This is a genomic window from Streptomyces sp. NPDC111507 (assembly GCF_055638955.1).
This window is the reverse complement of sequence record NZ_JBVKBU010000020.1, coordinates 96,422-112,810: the sequence shown is the minus strand read 5'-3', so window position 1 is coordinate 112,810 and position 16,389 is coordinate 96,422. Positions and strand designations below refer to the sequence as shown.

Below are 16,389 nucleotides of genomic sequence, written 5' to 3'. Positions count from 1 at the left end.
CGCGTCCCCACGGGCCGGGGTATCGACTACTCGCCGGGGTGGGCGAGGGTGATGTCGTGGTCGTCGACGCCACGGCCGGTGACCGTGAGAGCCGTCGCCACCGGGGGGTAACCCGTCGCGATGACGGTGTACTCGCCACCGTCCAGGTCGGTGAAGGCGTACGCGCCGTCCGTGCCGGTCCTGGCGGTGCCGATCACGTTGCCGGCCGCGTCGACCAGCGTGACCCGGGCGTCGCCCAGGGGGCCGCCGGGGGCCCGTACGACGCCCTGGAGCTGGGCGCCCGCGCTGAGCTCGATCTCGACCCGGGTGACCCCGGCGCCGCCGACCTCGACCGTGAGGGCCTGCGGGCGGTGGCCTGCCGCGTTCACCGCGATGGTCACCGGACCCGGAACCAGTTCGGCGAAGGTGAACTGGCCCTGCTCACCGGTGGTCCCGGTGGCCAGCACGTCACCGCGGACATCGGTCACGATCACCATGGCGTCCTTGACCGGGGTGCCGGTCCCGGCGGCCCGGACGAATCCGCTCAGCCCGCTCGTGCCGCTCAGCAGGATGTCGTACGCCACCGGCTCGTCGTTGACGATGATCGTCGAGGCCTGCGGCTGGAAGCCGTCGGCGGAGGCGATCAGGACGTACGAGCCCGTGCCGGGCGCGTCCACCGTGTAGAAGCCGTCGGCCTGCGCGACCGACCGGCCCAGCTGCCGTCCCGCGAGCGAGATCAGCGTGACCGCGGCCTGCGGGACGGGGGCGCTCTCGGCGCCGCGGACGTGACCGCGGACCGGGATGCCGCCGGAGGCGGGCAGCGGGGCGCTCTCCCGTGTGGCGGTGGCGACCGCGGCGAGCTGCTGTGTGCCCTCGGGTCCTGTCGCGAGGCTCGTCTCGGCGACGGCCGCCCAGCTCGGGATCCTCTCGTCGGCGGCGGGTGCCTCGGCGGCGGCCGAAGCCTCCGGCGCGGTGGCCTCCGCCTTCGCCTCCGCGGCCTGGGCCAGTGCGCCCGAGGTCCGCAGCGGGACCTCCTTGATGAAGAGGACGATGAGGAAGGCGAGCAGTGCCAGGGCGGAGCCGATCATGAAGACGTCCGCGATGCCGTGACCGTAGGCGCTCTCCAGGACGGTGCGCAGCGGGGCGGGCAGCGCGTCCATGTTCGGGATGGTGCCGGAGCCGGAGCCGGACGCGGCGGCCGCGTACTTGGGGTCGATGCCGGCCAGGCCGTCCTTGACGTAGTCGGTGATCCGGGTGGACATGATCGCGCCGAGCGCGGAGACGCCGATCGCACCGCCGAGGGAGCGGAAGAACGTCACCGTGGAGCTGGCCGAGCCGAGGTCGGACGGGGCCACCTGGTTCTGCGTGGACAGCACCAGGTTCTGCATCGTCATGCCGACGCCGAGACCGAGCAGCGCCATGAAGATCGCGACGTGCCAGTAGGCCGTGTCGTAGCGGATGGTGCCCAGCAGGCCCAGGCCCGCGGTGATCAGGACGGTGCCGCTGACCAGCCAGTACTTCCACCGGCCGGTCTTGGTGATGACCTGGCCGGAGACCGTGGAGGCGATGAACAGGCCGCCGATCATCGGGATGGTCATGACGCCCGACATCGTCGGGGACTTGTCCCGGGCCAGCTGGAAGTACTGGCTGAAGAAGACGGTGCCGGTGAACATCGCGACGCCCACGAAGAGCGAGGCGAGGGAGGAAAGGGTGATGGTGCGGTTGCGGAACAGCCGCAGCGGGATGATCGGCTCGCTCGCCTTGGACTCGACGAGCACGAACAGCAGGCCGAGGACGATCGCGCCGCCGACCATCGCGTACGTCTGCCCCGATATCCAGTCGTACTTGTCACCGGCGAAGGTGACCCAGACCAGCAGCAGCGAGACCGCGGCGGAGATGAAGAACGCGCCGCCCCAGTCGACCTTCACGTCGCGCTTCACGGTGGGCAGGTGCAGGGTCTTCTGCAGCACGATCAGCGCGATGACCGCGAACGGCACGCCGACGTAGAAGCACCAGCGCCAGCCGAGCCACGAGGTGTCGGTGATGACACCGCCGAGCAGCGGGCCGCCGACCGTTGCGACAGCGAAGGTCGCGCCGAGGTAGCCGGAGTAACGCCCGCGCTCACGCGGGGAGATCATCGCCGCCATGACGATCTGGGCGAGGGCGGACAGACCGCCGACGCCGACGCCCTGGACCACACGGCATGCGATGAGCATGCCGGGGTTCTGGGACAGACCGGCGGCGGCCGATCCCAGCACGTATATGACGAGGGCTATCTGTACGAGCGCCTTCTTGCTGTACAGGTCGGAGAGCTTGCCCCACAGAGGCGTGGTCGCGGTCATGGCCAGCAGCGAGGCCGTGACGACCCAGGTGTAGGCGGACTGGCCGCCACCCAGGTCGCCGATGATTTCGGGGAGTGCGTTGGTGACGATCGTCGACGACAGGATCGCGACGAACATACCGAGCAGCAGCCCGGAGAGGGCCTCCATGATCTGGCGGTGTGTCATCGGAGCGCCGTCGGAGGGTCCACCTCCGTGCTTGGCGTGAGCCCGCACACCGGCTGGTGTGGTCGTTGCCATGGGCTTCCTTCTCTTGTCTTACGCGGGTGTACGGGTGGTCAGTTCGGTTGCTTCCGGCACGTAGGGCGGCCGGGGTACGGCACGGCAGTCGCCGAAGCTCTCGCGCAGCCGGCCCATCAGGTGGATGAGCAGGCCGACCTCGTGGTCGGACCAGTCGCTCAGCCGGTCGGCGAACAGCCGCGAGGAGCGGTGGGAGAGTTCGGTGAGCTGCTCGCGTCCCGCGTCGGTGAGGCGCAGGATGCGGGAGCGTTTGTCGGCGGGGTCGGGGAGGCGTTCGATCCAGCCCCGGTCGGCGACGTGGGCGACGTGGCGGCTGGTCACCGACATGTCCACGGCGAGCAGCTCGGCGAGCTTGCTCATCCGCATGTCGCCGTGCCGGCCGAGGAGGGTCAGTACGGCGGCGGAGCCCGCGGGGCAGTCGTGCGGCAGGATCCGCCCGAGCTCCCGCTTCACGGCACCGATGGCACTGAGCTGACGAGCCAATTCCTCGTACTGCGCCTGCTCGGCCATCACCCCTCCTGGTTTCGTTGCTTGGGGCAACCATAAATCCAGTTGGTTGCTGCAGGCAAACGATATCGCTGCCGCTGGGCTAAAAAGATGGCAAAGGCAAGTATTGGCGAATGTAAACCTGCTGGTGGGCGGCGTGTATGGCTTTGAAGCCGCTGTGGATCGACGGAACGTGCCCTTCGCGGGGCGGGGCGGGGCGGGGCGGGATGGGATGGGGCGGGGCGGGGTGGGGGCCGGACTGTTCGGCCTTGCACCCTGCACCCTGCGCCTTGCCCGCACCTTGCCGGCGGCTGGGAATCCGATCCTTGGCCGGCGCTGCGCTCCGGCGGCCGGTGAGGCTTCTTGTTGCCTGGTGGGCGGGGGTGGGTGTCTGGGTGAGGTGAGTGTCTGGCCTCGCCCTGGGCTGCGCCCCGCCCTCCCCACCGGGCGGGGGTCCCGGGCTGTTGGGTGGGCGACCGTCCAGCCGGAGGTCTGCGGCTGTCGGCCGGCGGGGCTGGGGGCTCGGTCGCCTGCGTTCCTGGCGGGGTGCTGTTGGCGGGGCGGGTGTCATTCGGCTCGATGCCCGGGCCATCCAGAACCGGGGAACGGGAGGGCGAGGGGAACCCGGCACTTGGGTAGGGGGCAGGTATTCGCTAGGGTCCTGGGCCATGGCAAACACCCAGGGCCCCGAGGGCAACTACGACCCCGCGGGTAGCACCCAGATGTTCCGCGCTTTCGTCGACGAGGGCCCCCAGGCCCGGCAGCAGCAGGCGGCCGCTCCGGCGGGTCCCCGCATCGGCCTGATCATCGGCATCGTCGTCGCCGTGGTGGTCGTCGCCGCCGTGGCGTGGCTCGCGCTGGCGTAAGGGCAACAACCCGCCCGCCCCGCCGGTAGGACCGGTGGAGGCGGGTCACTTCCACTGGACGGACACGTCCCGCGTCTCGATGTGCATGCCGAGCGGCACGCGCCAGTCGTCGACGCACACCGTCCAGGTCTTCGTGCTGCCCGCTCCGGCCGCGATCGGCACGGGCAGATCCCGCGTCGAGTCGATCGTCGCCCAGTCGATGCCGAGCGCCCCGATGATGTGCGTCCCGAGGGTCACCGTGCCCGAACGCACGGCGCTGCCACCGGTGTTGCGGAAAGAGACCGTCACCTTCTCGCACCAGCGCTCGTCGGCGGCCTCCCGCGCGGGCTCGCTCACGTCGAGAACGGCGGGACCGGCAGGACTGGGGGTACCGGGAAGGCCGGGAGTACCGGTGCCTGCCGTGGAACCCGGGGTCGGCCGAGCGGAGGGCGTCGACGTCGCGCCCGAATCGGCGCCCGTAGGGGGCGAGTTGTCGTCACCGGGGTCCGTTGCCGTGCCGGGCGAAGCGGCAAGCGGGGACCGCGAGGGTGAACTGCCCTGCTGAGGGGCTCCCTTGGCGGCTTGCGCGCGTGACGTGGACTCCGGCAGCGGGGTCAGTGAGACGTTCCCGGTCGGGGCCACCACGGGTCCCGAACCGGCCGGCGCCCCCACCGCCACGTATCCGCCGCCGCTCCCCCCGTCCCCGCATGCGGCCAGAACCGCACCCAGGCAGACAACAGCCGTCGAGGCGCCCACCAGGGCGCCTCGACGGCCATGGAGCCAAGTCGCTCGACGCATCGCGCCAGTGTGGCTGACGATCCGTCAATTATGAAGGGGTGAGCGCGGGAGGTCTCAGTCGGAGATCAGGCCCTCGCGGAGCTGGGCCAGGGTGCGGGTGAGGAGGCGGGAGACGTGCATCTGCGAGATGCCGACCTCCTCGCCGATCTGCGACTGGGTCATGTTGGCGAAGAAGCGCAACATGATGATCCGGCGCTCGCGGGGCGGGAGTTTGGCGAGCAGCGGCTTCAGCGACTCGCGGTACTCGACGCCCTCCAGGGCGGTGTCCTCGTAGCCGAGGCGGTCCGCGAGGGAGCCCTCGCCACCGTCGTCCTCGGGGGCCGGGGAGTCGAGGGAGGAGGCCGTGTAGGCGTTGCCGACCGCGAGGCCGTCGACGACGTCCTCCTCCGACACGCCCAGGACCGCGGCGAGTTCGGCGACGGTCGGCGAGCGGTCGAGCTTCTGGGAGAGCTCGTCGCTGGCCTTGGTGAGGGCCAGGCGCAGCTCCTGGAGGCGCCGCGGGACGCGGACGGACCACGAGGTGTCACGGAAGAACCGCTTGATCTCGCCCACGACCGTCGGCATCGCGAACGTCGGGAACTCCACACCGCGTTCGCAGTCGAAGCGGTCGATCGCCTTGATCAGGCCGATGGTGCCGACCTGGACGATGTCCTCCATCGGCTCGTTGCGGGAGCGGAAGCGGGCCGCCGCGTACCGCACGAGCGGGAGGTTGAGCTCGATGAGAGTGTCCCGGACGTAGGCACGCTCGGGGCTGTTCTCGCCGAGTGCGGCGAGCCGCAGGAACAGGGAGCGGGACAGGGTGCGGGTGTCGATGGCTCCCGATGTCTCGGGGGCCGCCGGGACGGCTTCGAGGGCCGGAGCGGCATCGGGGGCCGGGAGGGCCGGGACATCGTGAAGCGCGTCGGGCGCGGATTCGCTCTTCGTGAGCGTGAGCACCTTCGAGCTGCCCTGGTCTGCGGACATGCCACCCCCTTTGGGTCGCGGACGGTAGCGGCGGACGCTCCCGTCGGAGGAACGCAGCCTCCACCTGAATACCGGAGGCGGGGCTGCGCCAAACGCTCTTCCGGCAGAATGTCACATGTCGGCAACACGCTGTAGTGACATGTCGACATGGAGGGGGTGAATCGGCCCTGGAAAAGGGGGGTCTGGAAGTTTTTCGACGCTGAACTGTCGGAAAAGGAGACGTTGAGCGATTCGCTCTTACTGGTTACGCCTCGATCCTGTTTGCGGATCGAAGTCGTGCGAAGCTCCGGGCGAGCAGCCTTGACACATGCATCTGGGAGACTCCCAGCTCGGCACTGATCTGTGACTGCGTCAGATTGCTGTAGTAGCGAAGGAGAAGGATCCGCTGCTCGCGCTCGGGCAGTTGTACGAGGAGATGGCGGACGAGGTCGCGGTGTTCGACCCCGTCGAGGGCCGGGTCCTCGTAGCCGAGCCGGTCGAGCAGTCCGGGCAGCCCGTCACCCTCCTGGGCGGCTTCGAGGGAGGTCGCGTGGTACGAGCGTCCGGCCTCGATGCACGACAGCACCTCCTCCTCGGTGATGCGCAGCCGCTCGGCGATCTCGGCGGTCGAGGGGGAGCGCCCGAAGGCCGTCGTCAGGTCCTCCGTCGCGCTGTTCACCTGCACCCACAGCTCGTGCAGCCGGCGGGGTACGTGGACGGTGCGGACGTTGTCGCGGAAGTACCGCTTGATCTCGCCGACGACGGTCGGCATCGCGAAGGTCGGGAACTGCACGCCCCGGTCGGGGTCGAAGCGGTCGATCGCGTTGATCAGGCCGATGGTGCCGACCTGGACCACGTCCTCCATCGGCTCGTTGCGGGAGCGGAAACGGGCGGCCGCGTACCGCACGAGCGGCAGATTCGCCTCGATGAGCGCCCCGCGTACGCGGTCGTGCTCCGTGGTGCCCGGCTCCAGCGTCTTGAGCTGGCCGAAGAGCAGCTGGGTGAGGGCCCGGGTGTCGGCGCCGCGGCGTCGCTCAGGGGTGGCCTGCTCGGGGGTGACGCGTTCGTGGGCGATGTGCTCCGGGGCGAGGGGTTCCGTGGCGGCGCGTTCCGAGGTGACACGTTCCTGGGCGAGGGGTTCCGTGGCGATGTGTTCCTTGGGGATTTCCTGTGGCGGTGCTTGAGGCGCAGTACTGGCCGGCACGGTCAACTCCACCTCTATGATCCGTCAGATCCATCAACTCATCCGTCAAAAGCGGTCATAGCATCACAAGACATGTGCACTGTGTGCAAGCACCGCATAACCCCGTGTTGAACAGGATTTAGGGAGAGTTGGGGCATACGAAACGCAAAAGCCCCCGCCGGATTCCGGCGAGGGGCCCAGAGCGTGTCGGCTCGGATCGGTTCAGAACGGATAGTCGGCGATCACCCAGGTCGCGAACTCGCGCCACAGTGCGACGCCCGCCTGGTGCGCCGGATGCTCCAAGTACCGCTTCAGGGCGTCGGCGTCGTCGACCGCGGAGTTGATCGCGAAGTCGTACGCGACGGGCCGGTCGGTGATGTTCCAGCCGCACTCCCAGAACCGCAGCTCGGGGATCTGGTCGCCGAGCGGGCGGAAGGCGGCCACGCCCTCGACGACGCGGGGGTCGTCACGCTCGACGCCTTCGTTGAGCTTGAAGAGGACCAGATGGCGGATCACGGGTACTCCCTGGTGGTACGGGCCGTGCGGGGGCGGCCGATCAGTTCTTGGCCCCGTCGGCGATCCACGTCATGAAGTCGCCGATGGACCGGGCGGCGGTCGAAATGCCCTCGAACCCTATCTGGACGTAATCGGCCGCCTTCGCCGGATCCGTGATGATCACGTAGAGCGCGAAGACCACGAGTATGTAGACGGCGATCTTCTTCGAATTCACCGCCATCGCGGCCTCCCCTGTGACTGATGCGCCCACTGGGCCCCGTGTGCCGGCGGCGAGTGTAACCTTCACCCCACTTTTTTGGACCAACGGCCCGCTGGCCGAGGTCCTTTGCCGTACGCACGAAGGGCCCCGTCTTGCGACGAGGCCCTTCTCAAGCGGTAGCGGAGGGATTTGAACCCTCGGTGACTTGCGCCACACTCGCTTTCGAGGCGAGCTCCTTCGGCCGCTCGGACACGCTACCGAGGGAGACCCTACCCCAAGGTGGGCCGTGGTCTGAAATCCGTTTCCCGCCGCTCCATGGAGTCAGCGGTCGCGGAAGAAACGCGTGAGCAGACTCGCGCACTCGTCCTCGAGTACGCCCCCGATCACCTCGGGGCGGTGGTTGAGCCGGCGGTCGCGCACGAGGTCCCACACGGAACCGACCGCGCCCGCCTTCTCGTCGCGGGCGCCGTAGACGACCCGGTCCACCCGGGACTGGACGAGCGCGCCCGCGCACATCGTGCAGGGCTCCAGGGTGACGACGAGCGTGCAGCCGGCCAGCCGCCACTCGCCGAGCCGCTGGGCGGCCCCGCGGATCGCGAGCACCTCGGCGTGCGCCGTCGGATCGCCCGTGGCCTCGCGCTCGTTGTGTGCGGTCGCGAGCACCGTCGTACCGTCCGTGGACAGCACGACGGCGCCGACGGGAACATCCCCGCCCTGGACGGCCCGGTGGGCCTCGTCCAGGGCGAGCCGCATCGCGGCCCGCCAGCGGTCGCGTACCGGATCTGCCGGATCTGCTGGAAAGGTCTCTTTTGTCGGGCTCACCCGGGAAATCTATCGGGCTCGCCAGGGAAACCGCCTCCCCCGGAACCGCGGGAGCCGGGCCCTGCCTTCCGGATCGGGTCCTGGGGCCCGTCCGGCGGATCAGGCCCTAGCGGACGGTCTCCAGGACCTCTGCCGCTCCCAGGGCTTCGGCGATCGTGCTGAGCGCGTCGCCTTCGTCCAGGGCGAGCAGTTCCTTCTCGCTCACACCGAGGTCGGCGAGGATCTCGCGGTCCCCGACGGGGCTGTGCGAGACGATCTCGTCGGAGACGCTCTCCTCCTCGTCGTCCTCGGAGTCGTCTGCGTCGTCGGGTTCACCGTCCTCGGTGCCGTCCAGGTCGAGGGAGTCCAGGTCGGCGTCGTCGTCGCCGGGCTCCCGTCCTAGTAGTTCGTCCGTGAGCAGGATCTCGCCGTACGAGCTGCGGGCAGCGGCTGCGGCGTCCGAGACGTAGATGCGAGGGTCCTCCTCACCGTCCACGCGGACGACGCCGAACCACGCGTCCTCCTGCTCGATGAGTACGAGCACCGTGTCCTCCTCCGAGGCTTCACGGGCCAGATCGGTCAGATCCGACAGGGTCTCCACATCGTCGAGCTCTGTGTCGCTCGCTTCCCACCCGTCTTCGGTGCGCGCGAGCAGTGCGGCGAAGTACACCGTGACTCTCCCACTGGTCATAGGCGTGCCGGTTGGGGGTCCCCCCGGCGGAGGTCGATTGGGCGGGGAGTGCTGCTCCGAGACCCCACCCACTCGGAATCGTGGCAGAAACAGAGCGTTCAGGGGACGTCTTCGGCCTGCTGTGTCTGCCTCTTTTGATCGCTAACAGCGGATCGTACGCGGCCCTCGGCGTCGTGTGTGCATGTCCCCGCCCTCACGGCGTGGGCCGGACACCAAGGAGCTACCGAAGGACTACCAAAGGACTACCAAAGGAGCCACTGGAGGAGCTACCGAAGGAGCTACCAACGGAAGGTGCGCATGCGCATGGCGTGACGGAGGCGGGCGACCTTGGCGCGGCGGGGCTGGACGCGGTCGCGCAGCTCGCGCGCCTCGGTGAGATCCCGGAGGAACTGGGCCCGGCGCCGCCGTCGCTCGGCGTCCGTCTCCGGCTGCCCGATCCGTTCGGACCGTGCGGATTGTTCGGCCCGTTCGGATTGTTCGACGCGGCGAAGTCGTCCCGTCCGTTCGGCCGCATCGGCCCGTTCGGCCGCATCGGCCCATTCGGCCCCCTCGGCTCGTCCGAGTCGGTCCAGCTGCTCCGGGGGCTCCTTTTCCCGGTCCGGCATAGGCCCACCACCCCAGGTGCGTCCCTACCGCCTTCCCTCTGACGGGCGGTTTGATGCCAGCGCGAGGGACACGGGGGCACGGCTACTGTTATGGCCATGCGTCTCCACGTCGTCGACCACCCCCTGGTCGCCCATAAGCTCACCACCCTGCGCGACCGGCGCACCGACTCCGCGACCTTCCGGCGGCTCGCCGACGAGCTGGTCACCCTGCTCGCCTACGAGGCCACCCGCGACGTGCGCACCGAGCAGGTCGACATCGTGACCCCGGTCGCCCCCACCACGGGCGTCAAGCTGTCCTACCCGCGCCCGCTGGTCGTGCCGATCCTGCGCGCGGGCCTCGGCATGCTCGACGGCATGGTGCGGCTGCTGCCGACCGCCGAGGTGGGCTTCCTTGGCATGGTGCGCGACGAGGAGACGCTCCAGGCGTCCACGTACGCGACCCGGATGCCGGACGACCTCTCCGGGCGCCAGGTGTACGTCCTCGACCCGATGCTGGCCACCGGCGGCACGCTCGTCGCGGCGATCCAGGAGCTGATCAAGCGCGGCGCCGACGACGTCACCGCCGTGGTGCTGCTCGCCGCCCCGGAGGGCGTCGAGGTCATGGAGCGCGAGCTGGCGGGCACGCCGGTGACGGTCGTGACCGCGTCGGTCGACGAACGGCTCAACGAGCACGGTTACATCGTGCCGGGGCTGGGCGACGCGGGGGACCGGATGTACGGGGCGGCCGAGTAGGGTCCGGCACCCGCGCGGGACCTGGTTCCCGCATCTGCGCCCCGCATCTGCGCGGGACCTGCCACGGGTCCTACGGGACCGTCGCGGCCCCTACGGGCCTGCGATCGCCCCTCGAGCCCTCAGCGGCCTTGCCGGGGCCGTCCAGGGGTCAGGGGTCCAGCGGTCGGTTCCGAACGATCAGCGGTCTCACGAAGGCTGTCCGCGGTCCCTACGGGGCAGCCGACAGCCTTCGCCGTTCAGCAGCTCTTCGGAGAGGCGGATGCGGCCGGCCGGGGCCCGGACAGGGTGGCCAGGGCCTTGTCGGCGTCCTGCTTCTTCGTGAGGCTCTTGAAGGCGTTGCCGATGATCAGGTCGACCCGGTCGGCCTGGGCGCGGCCGTCCGTCTTCACCTCGGCGCCGGACAACTGCGTGCCCAGCACCGGCAGCGCCGCCTGTGCGGCCCCCTTGGCGCCGAGCAGTATCCCGGCGCCGTTGACCTTCTTGTCGTACGTGGCCGTCGCGTTGCCCACGTCGCCGATGCGGAACCCGCGCTTCTTCAGCTCGTCCGCCGTCTGCTTGGCGAGCCCGCTGCGCGGCGTGGCGTTGAGGACGTTGACGGTGATCTGCCCGGGCCTGGGCAGTGTCCCGGCGGCGGTGGACGCCGTGCTCGCCTTGGCCGACGGGCCGGTCTTGGACGTGCAGTCGCCCTTCGTACCGGCGGCTGTGGCCTTGTCGCCCTTGCCCGTGAAGACGTCGATGAGCTGCAGGGTTCCCCACCCGATCAGCCCGAGCGCGGTGACGGAGGCGACGACCAGGAACACGAGCCTGCGACGCCCCCGGGGTCGGCGCATCCGTGGGTATTTGTCCCCCGTGATCCGGTACTGGCCGCCCATGCCAGGGGGAGTGAGCATGCTCATGGGCGCAGCGTAGTGTGCCGCGGCGGTGATTCCTACTAAATGATCATCGGTCGAGGTTCAGTCCAACCCAAAAGGGTCAACGAGCGGGGATCTTGGGCCTCAAGGAGGCCCTCGCGTCCCAGGCGCCCGGTCCCGGCCGAGTTCATCTCGGTCGAGTCGACCGAGTCGACCGAGTCAGTCGAGTTCGAGCACGCGTGCGTGGAGCACCTGGCGCTGTTGCAGCGCGGCGCGTACGGCGCGGTGCAGGCCGTCCTCGAGGTACAGGTCGCCCTGCCACTTCACTACGTGCGCGAACAGGTCTCCGTAGAACGTGGAGTCCTCGGCGAGGAGGGTCTCCAGGTCCAGCTGACCCTTGGTCGTCACGAGCTGATCGAGGCGGACCGGGCGCGGCGCGACATCCGCCCACTGCCGGGTGCTTTCCCGGCCGTGGTCGGGGTACGGCCGTCCGTTTCCGATGCGCTTGAAGATCACACGGAAAGCCTACCGGCCCAGACCTTCCGGGCGCAGCCATGGCGACGGAGTGCGACGCTGGAAAAGACGCCGTAAATCAGTGCAAACCGGGAACAGGGGCCTGATATGAGCGACAGCGAAGCACCTCCCGTGGTGGCACCCGAAGGTGTGAGCGGCGCCCGCGGGCTCCCCCAGGAGGCCCTGGAGATCGCCTCCGGTTACGCGTTCGCCGGACCCGCGCTCGACCTGGGCGCCCTGCTCTGGGACGGGAGGTGTCTGCCGGACGCCCGGATCCGCATTCCGCTGCCCGTGCTCAACCGGCACGGGCTGGTCGCCGGAGCCACCGGCACCGGCAAGACCAAGACGCTGCAGCTGATCGCCGAACAGTTGTCCGCGCAGGGCGTGCCGGTGTTCCTCGCCGACATCAAGGGTGATGTCTCCGGGATCTCGGCGCCGGGCGTGTCGAACGACAAGGTGCTGGCGCGTGCCCAGGAGGTGCACCAGGAGTGGACGCCGACCGCCTGCCCGGCCTAGTTCTACGCGCTCGGCGGCATGGGCAGGGGCATCCCCGTACGGGCGACGGTCACCAGCTTCGGCCCGGTGCTGCTCTCCAAGGTGCTCCAGCTGAACCAGACCCAGGAGCAGTCGCTCGGCCTGATCTTCCACTACGCCGACCAGAAGGGTCTTGAACTGTTCGACCTCAAGGACCTGCGGGCCGGCGTCACCTTCTTGACCTCGGACGAGGGCAAGGCGGAGCTGAAGGGCATCGGTGGACTGTCGCCCGCGACGGCGGGTGTGATCCTGCGCTCCCTGACCGCCTTCGAGGCGCAGGGCATGAGTCCGTTCTTCGGGGAGCCGGAGTTCGACACGAGCGAGCTGCTGCGGACGGCGTCCGACGGGCGCGGGACGGTGTCCGTCCTCGAACTCCCCGAGGTCCAGGACAAACCGCAGCTCTTCTCGACCTTCCTGATGTGGATGCTCGCCGATCTCTTCCACGACCTCCCGGAGGTCGGCGACATCGACAAGCCGAAACTGGTCTTCTTCTTCGACGAGGCGCACCTGCTCTTCACCGGCGCGTCGAAGGCCTTCCTGGAGTCGATCACCCAGACCGTGCGGCTCATTCGTTCGAAGGGGGTCGGTGTCTTCTTCGTGACGCAGACCCCGAAGGACGTGCCGTCCGACGTCCTCGCGCAGCTCGGCAACCGCGTCCAGCACGCGTTGCGCGCCTTCACCCCGGACGACCAGAAAGCACTGAAGGCCACGGTGAAGACCTTCCCCAACTCCCCGTACGACCTGGAGGAGGTCCTCACCGGCATCGGCACCGGCGAGGCCGTGGTGACCGTGCTGAGCGAGAAGGGCGCGCCGACGCCGGTCGCGGCGACCCGGCTGCGGGCCCCGCAGTCCCTGATGGGCCCTGTCGATCCGGCCGCGCTGGACCGGGCGGTGCAGGCGTCCTCGCTGTACGGGCGTTACGCGCAGGCGGTCGACCGCGAGTCCGCGTACGAGAAGCTCGCGGCGCGGGACGCGGCAGCCGCGCAGGCCGCCGCCCAGGGGGCCGCGGAGACCGGGCGGGCGCCCGCGAAGGGCGGCGGCCGGGCGAAGGAGGAACCCTCGGTCGTCGAACAGGTCGTCGGCAGCGGGATCTTCAAGTCCCTGGCACGGTCGATGGGCACGCAGATCGGCAGGGAGATCACCCGCTCCCTCTTCGGGACGGCTCGGCGCAGACGGTAGCCGGTAGCCGGTGGTTGGTAGCCGGTGGTTGGTGGTCAGTTTTTGATATCTGTCAGTTGTCAGTTGTCATCTGTCAGGCGGTGAGGCGACCGCCCCGCCCGCGGGCGGGACGGTCGCCTCACCGTTCCCCTAGCTGTTTCCGTGCTCCTTGGGCGGGGGCGCCTGCATCTGCCGGGCGTCCGGTGCGGGCCTGGGCTCGGGCTGCGGCTTGGGCGTGTTGCGGACGGCTTCCGCGCGCAGGAGGGCGCGCAGGACCGCGTACGGGTCGGTGGGCATGGCTGTGTCCTTGCGTTCGCTCGGTTCACTGACTGGCTGGTGGGGACGGTCCGGAGGCCGGGCCGGGCCTGTCAGCAGCGCAGGACCACGGAGCGCAGGGCGTGCAGCGTGCGGGAGTGCGACGGCGGTACGTGACGGGGGCGGGGCGCCGGCTCCGGGCAGTCGGGAGAGGTCGGCGCGGGGTGCAGCGGGGCGAGGGGGCGGTGGTCCTGCCGGGCGGGCGGGCGAAGGGCCGTGTCGAGTACGTCGTGTTCGGCGCCGCAGCCCGCTTCGGCGGAGGCCACGACGGGGGTCGGGGCGAGGGCGTCGACGTAGGCGCCCATCGCGAGGATCGTGACGACGAGGAGCGTGAGAACCCGCATCCACGCGTGCCGGTGCGGCGGGCGCGGCCGGCGGTGCGGAGAGGAGCTCATAGGAGGTCGTGTCCCCATCCGGAGTGGGTGGTTCATCGCGTCGGCGCCGAGATCCGCCCTCATGGGCTACGGGAGAGGCGTGGAGTTGACGTACGGCGTGGACTCGGCGTGCGGTCGGGCGTGCGGTCAGACGACGGCAGGGATGTGCTTGGCCCGGCCGCGGATCACGAACGACGTGACGATTTCCGTGACGCCGACCGCGATGAGCCAGCAGCCGCCGACGAGGGTGAGGACGGCGACCGAGGTGAACGGGGACACGATGAGGACGATCCCCGCGAGGAAACTGACGATCCCGAGGAAGATCTGCCAGCCGCGGGCCGGCACGGTCGGGTCGGACGCGGCGGCCAGGGTCTGGGTGATGCCGCGGAACAGCCAGCCGATGCCGATCCACAGGGCGAGGAGGAGGGTCGACTGCATCGGGCCGCGGAAGCAGAACAGGCCGAGCAGGATCGAGAGGGCGCCGCTGATGAAGGCCATGACGCGCAGCGAGGTCGCGACGTGGGTGCCGAACGCGGCGACGAGCTGGAGTACGCCGCTGAAGAGCAGGTAGAGGCCGAAGAGCACGCCTGCGGCCAGCAGGGAGGCGCCCGGCCAGACCAGCACCAGCACGCCCAGGACGAAGGCCGCGACGCCGGCGAGCAGGACGGCTTGCCAGGCGCTGCGGGCGAGGAAGTGCAGGGGTCCTTCGGGGGTGACGCGTGGCTCGCGGTCGTGGACGTGGCGGTCGTCGTACTGCGGGCCTTGGTGGGGGGCGTTCGGTACCTCGCTCATGTTTCATGCTTTGGCCGCGTGGGGCCGCTCTGCCACCGCGGTGACCCATCCGGCGGACCCACGCCCCCGCCGCCCCTGCCCCCTGCGCAGTTCCCCGTGCCCCTGAGGAGCGCTGCGGCGGGGCGAGGAACGTGGTGGGCTACTTGCCGGAGGCCTTCGCCTGGGCCTTCATTTCCTGTTTGTGGGCGCGGACCTTCGCCAGGGACTCCGGCCCGGTGATGTCGGCGACGGAGCGGAAGGAGTCCGGCTCGCCGTACGCCCCCGCCGCCTCGCGCCAGCCCTTGGGCCGCACACCGAACTGCTTGCCGAGCAGGGCCAGGAAGATCTGGGCCTTCTGGGCGCCGAACCCGGGCAGTTCCTTGAGCCGCCGCAGCAGCTCCTCGCCGCTCTTGACGCCGTCCCAGACCTTGGCCGCGTCCCCGTCGTAGTGCTCCACGAGGTACTGGCACAGCTGCTGGATCCGGTTGGCCATGGACCCGGGATAGCGATGCACGGCCGGTTTCGCCGTGAGCAGCGCGGCGAACTTCTCCGGGTCGTACGCGGCGATCTCGTGTGCGTCCAACTCGTCCGCCCCCATGCGCGAGGCGATCGTGCGCGGTCCCTTGAACGCCCACTCCATCGGCACCTGCTGGTCCAGCAGCATCCCGGTCAGGGCGGCGAGGGGACTGCGGCTGAGCAACGCGTCCGCTTCGGGATCCTGGGCGATGTGAAGGCTGACGTCCATGTCTCGATGATCCCGCGTGAGGGTGCGGAACGCCTCTCAGGCCGCCGTGCGCCAGTAGCCCATCGCGTTCACCCGTTGCCTCGGGACGGAGAGTTCCTTGCGGACGTACGTCGTGAGCGCGCGGGTCGTGGTGGTGTCGCAGGCGATCCAGACATAGGGGGCGGACTGGTCCTTGAGGAGGCCGGGGAGGGACTCCTTGACCCGGGTGACGAGCGGCGCGCCCCGGCGCGGGACCGGGCGCAGGTCGTGGAGTGAGGGGCGGGTGCGCAGCGGGAGCCCGTCCGTGCCGTGGTCCGTCTCGAACCAGATCGTCGCCGGGGCCGTACCCACCGCGTCCAGGAGGGAGTTGAGGGCGGGGAGGGAGGCCGAGTCGGCGACGGCGAAGACGTGGGACGGGTCCGGGTCCGGGTCCGTGAACGCGGTGCCGTGGACCGTGGCCGCGATGGTGTCCCCGGGCTGCGCCGCCCGCGCCCAGTCGCTCGCGCGCCCCTCGTGCAGCGCGAACTCAAGCCCGAAGGTGCCGTTCGCGGGGTCGGGGTCGACCAGGGTGTATGCCCGCTGGTGCGGCTTGCCCGCGTTGTCGAACCACAGCCGGACCCACATGGTCGGGTGCACCCCGGTCGCCGCGAGCATGCCGCCGTCGGTCAGGCGCAGGCGCCGGTAGCGCGGGGTGATGTCTTCGGCTCCGGTCACCGTGAACTCGAAGTCCTTGCCGCGCAGCAGCTTGAGTACCGCGCCTTCCCAGCCATGCCCCTGGCCCATCGGCCCTCCA

The 16,389-nt window shown here is 70.0% G+C and carries 19 protein-coding genes, 1 tRNA gene and 1 pseudogene; 3 read left to right on the top strand and 18 right to left on the bottom strand.

The features are described 5' to 3' along the window. Nucleotides 1–26: 26 nt before the first annotated feature. Together ACZ7M2_RS45400 and ACZ7M2_RS45395 are read right to left on the bottom strand one after the other, a co-directional pair. Entirely contained in the window at nt 27–2,486 is a 2,460-nt protein-coding gene (locus tag ACZ7M2_RS45400) for an MFS transporter (RefSeq protein WP_471600315.1), read from the bottom strand. A gap of 90 nt (nt 2,487–2,576) precedes the next feature. Then, nucleotides 2,577–3,068: a MarR family winged helix-turn-helix transcriptional regulator gene (locus tag ACZ7M2_RS45395; protein ID WP_352050472.1), complete on the bottom strand. Its 492-nt coding sequence runs from the start codon at nt 3,066–3,068 to the stop codon at nt 2,577–2,579. Nucleotides 3,069–3,712: 644 nt separating this feature from the next. On the opposite strand from ACZ7M2_RS45395, the gene ACZ7M2_RS45390 reads away from it, so the two are divergent. Beyond that, a complete protein-coding gene (locus ACZ7M2_RS45390) occupies nt 3,713–3,910 on the top strand; it encodes a hypothetical protein (RefSeq protein WP_352050473.1) in 198 nt (65 codons plus the stop codon). Nucleotides 3,911–3,955: 45 nt separating this feature from the next. Here the strand turns inward: ACZ7M2_RS45390 and ACZ7M2_RS45385 are convergent, their stop codons facing one another. The 9 genes from ACZ7M2_RS45385 to ACZ7M2_RS45345 form a co-directional block, all read right to left on the bottom strand. Further along, nucleotides 3,956–4,246 (bottom strand): hypothetical protein, encoded by a 291-nt coding sequence (locus ACZ7M2_RS45385; RefSeq protein ID WP_471600266.1) that lies wholly within the window; start codon nt 4,244–4,246, stop codon nt 3,956–3,958. A 495-nt stretch (nt 4,247–4,741) separates the two neighbouring features. Continuing rightward, the gene (locus tag ACZ7M2_RS45380; protein WP_054235068.1) at nt 4,742–5,650 is read right to left on the bottom strand and encodes an RNA polymerase sigma factor SigF; all 909 of its coding nucleotides are present in this window, start codon (nt 5,648–5,650) and stop codon (nt 4,742–4,744) included. 244 nt (nt 5,651–5,894) lie between these two features. Continuing rightward, nucleotides 5,895–6,839, bottom strand: coding sequence for an RNA polymerase sigma factor SigF (locus ACZ7M2_RS45375; protein WP_471600314.1), 945 nt, complete (start codon nt 6,837–6,839; stop codon nt 5,895–5,897). Between the two features lie 195 nt (nt 6,840–7,034). Continuing rightward, on the bottom strand, nt 7,035–7,328 hold the full coding sequence (locus ACZ7M2_RS45370) for a Dabb family protein (RefSeq protein WP_352050474.1): 294 nt from the start codon (nt 7,326–7,328) through the stop codon (nt 7,035–7,037). Between the two features lie 40 nt (nt 7,329–7,368). Next, the gene (locus ACZ7M2_RS45365; RefSeq protein WP_067377012.1) at nt 7,369–7,548 is read right to left on the bottom strand and encodes a hypothetical protein; all 180 of its coding nucleotides are present in this window, start codon (nt 7,546–7,548) and stop codon (nt 7,369–7,371) included. A 153-nt stretch (nt 7,549–7,701) separates the two neighbouring features. Next, nucleotides 7,702–7,786 (bottom strand) — tRNA-Ser (locus tag ACZ7M2_RS45360). A gap of 62 nt (nt 7,787–7,848) precedes the next feature. After that, entirely contained in the window at nt 7,849–8,280 is a 432-nt protein-coding gene (gene tadA / locus ACZ7M2_RS45355; RefSeq protein ID WP_352050509.1) for a tRNA adenosine(34) deaminase TadA, read from the bottom strand. Nucleotides 8,281–8,455: 175 nt separating this feature from the next. Then, entirely contained in the window at nt 8,456–8,998 is a 543-nt protein-coding gene (locus ACZ7M2_RS45350) for a tRNA adenosine deaminase-associated protein (protein WP_471600313.1), read from the bottom strand. Nucleotides 8,999–9,297: 299 nt separating this feature from the next. After that, on the bottom strand, nt 9,298–9,624 hold the full coding sequence (locus tag ACZ7M2_RS45345) for a hypothetical protein (RefSeq protein ID WP_471600265.1): 327 nt from the start codon (nt 9,622–9,624) through the stop codon (nt 9,298–9,300). Nucleotides 9,625–9,720: 96 nt separating this feature from the next. Between ACZ7M2_RS45345 and upp the strand changes: the two genes are divergently transcribed. Beyond that, entirely contained in the window at nt 9,721–10,356 is a 636-nt protein-coding gene (upp, locus tag ACZ7M2_RS45340; RefSeq protein WP_054235115.1) for a uracil phosphoribosyltransferase, read from the top strand. 236 nt (nt 10,357–10,592) lie between these two features. Here the strand turns inward: upp and ACZ7M2_RS45335 are convergent, their stop codons facing one another. Further along, complete coding sequence (locus tag ACZ7M2_RS45335) at nt 10,593–11,228, bottom strand: LytR C-terminal domain-containing protein (RefSeq protein WP_471600312.1); 636 nt, start codon at nt 11,226–11,228, stop codon at nt 10,593–10,595. Between the two features lie 198 nt (nt 11,229–11,426). Then, entirely contained in the window at nt 11,427–11,723 is a 297-nt protein-coding gene (locus ACZ7M2_RS45330; RefSeq protein ID WP_003999914.1) for a type II toxin-antitoxin system VapB family antitoxin, read from the bottom strand. Between the two features lie 105 nt (nt 11,724–11,828). Here ACZ7M2_RS45330 and ACZ7M2_RS45325 point away from each other — a divergent pair. Beyond that, nucleotides 11,829–13,433 (top strand): annotated as a pseudogene (locus tag ACZ7M2_RS45325) (helicase HerA-like domain-containing protein). Nucleotides 13,434–13,562: 129 nt separating this feature from the next. Here ACZ7M2_RS45325 and ACZ7M2_RS45320 read toward each other — a convergent pair. From ACZ7M2_RS45320 to ACZ7M2_RS45300, 5 genes are all read right to left on the bottom strand, one after another. After that, nucleotides 13,563–13,709: a hypothetical protein gene (locus ACZ7M2_RS45320; protein WP_403702357.1), complete on the bottom strand. Its 147-nt coding sequence runs from the start codon at nt 13,707–13,709 to the stop codon at nt 13,563–13,565. 71 nt (nt 13,710–13,780) lie between these two features. Continuing rightward, a complete protein-coding gene (locus tag ACZ7M2_RS45315; protein ID WP_471600264.1) occupies nt 13,781–14,122 on the bottom strand; it encodes a hypothetical protein in 342 nt (113 codons plus the stop codon). A 126-nt stretch (nt 14,123–14,248) separates the two neighbouring features. Continuing rightward, the gene (locus ACZ7M2_RS45310) at nt 14,249–14,893 is read right to left on the bottom strand and encodes an HdeD family acid-resistance protein (RefSeq protein WP_471600263.1); all 645 of its coding nucleotides are present in this window, start codon (nt 14,891–14,893) and stop codon (nt 14,249–14,251) included. A gap of 139 nt (nt 14,894–15,032) precedes the next feature. After that, the gene (locus ACZ7M2_RS45305) at nt 15,033–15,617 is read right to left on the bottom strand and encodes an HhH-GPD-type base excision DNA repair protein (RefSeq protein ID WP_471600262.1); all 585 of its coding nucleotides are present in this window, start codon (nt 15,615–15,617) and stop codon (nt 15,033–15,035) included. A 36-nt stretch (nt 15,618–15,653) separates the two neighbouring features. Then, complete coding sequence (locus tag ACZ7M2_RS45300) at nt 15,654–16,379, bottom strand: siderophore-interacting protein (RefSeq protein WP_471600261.1); 726 nt, start codon at nt 16,377–16,379, stop codon at nt 15,654–15,656. Nucleotides 16,380–16,389 lie beyond the last annotated feature (10 nt).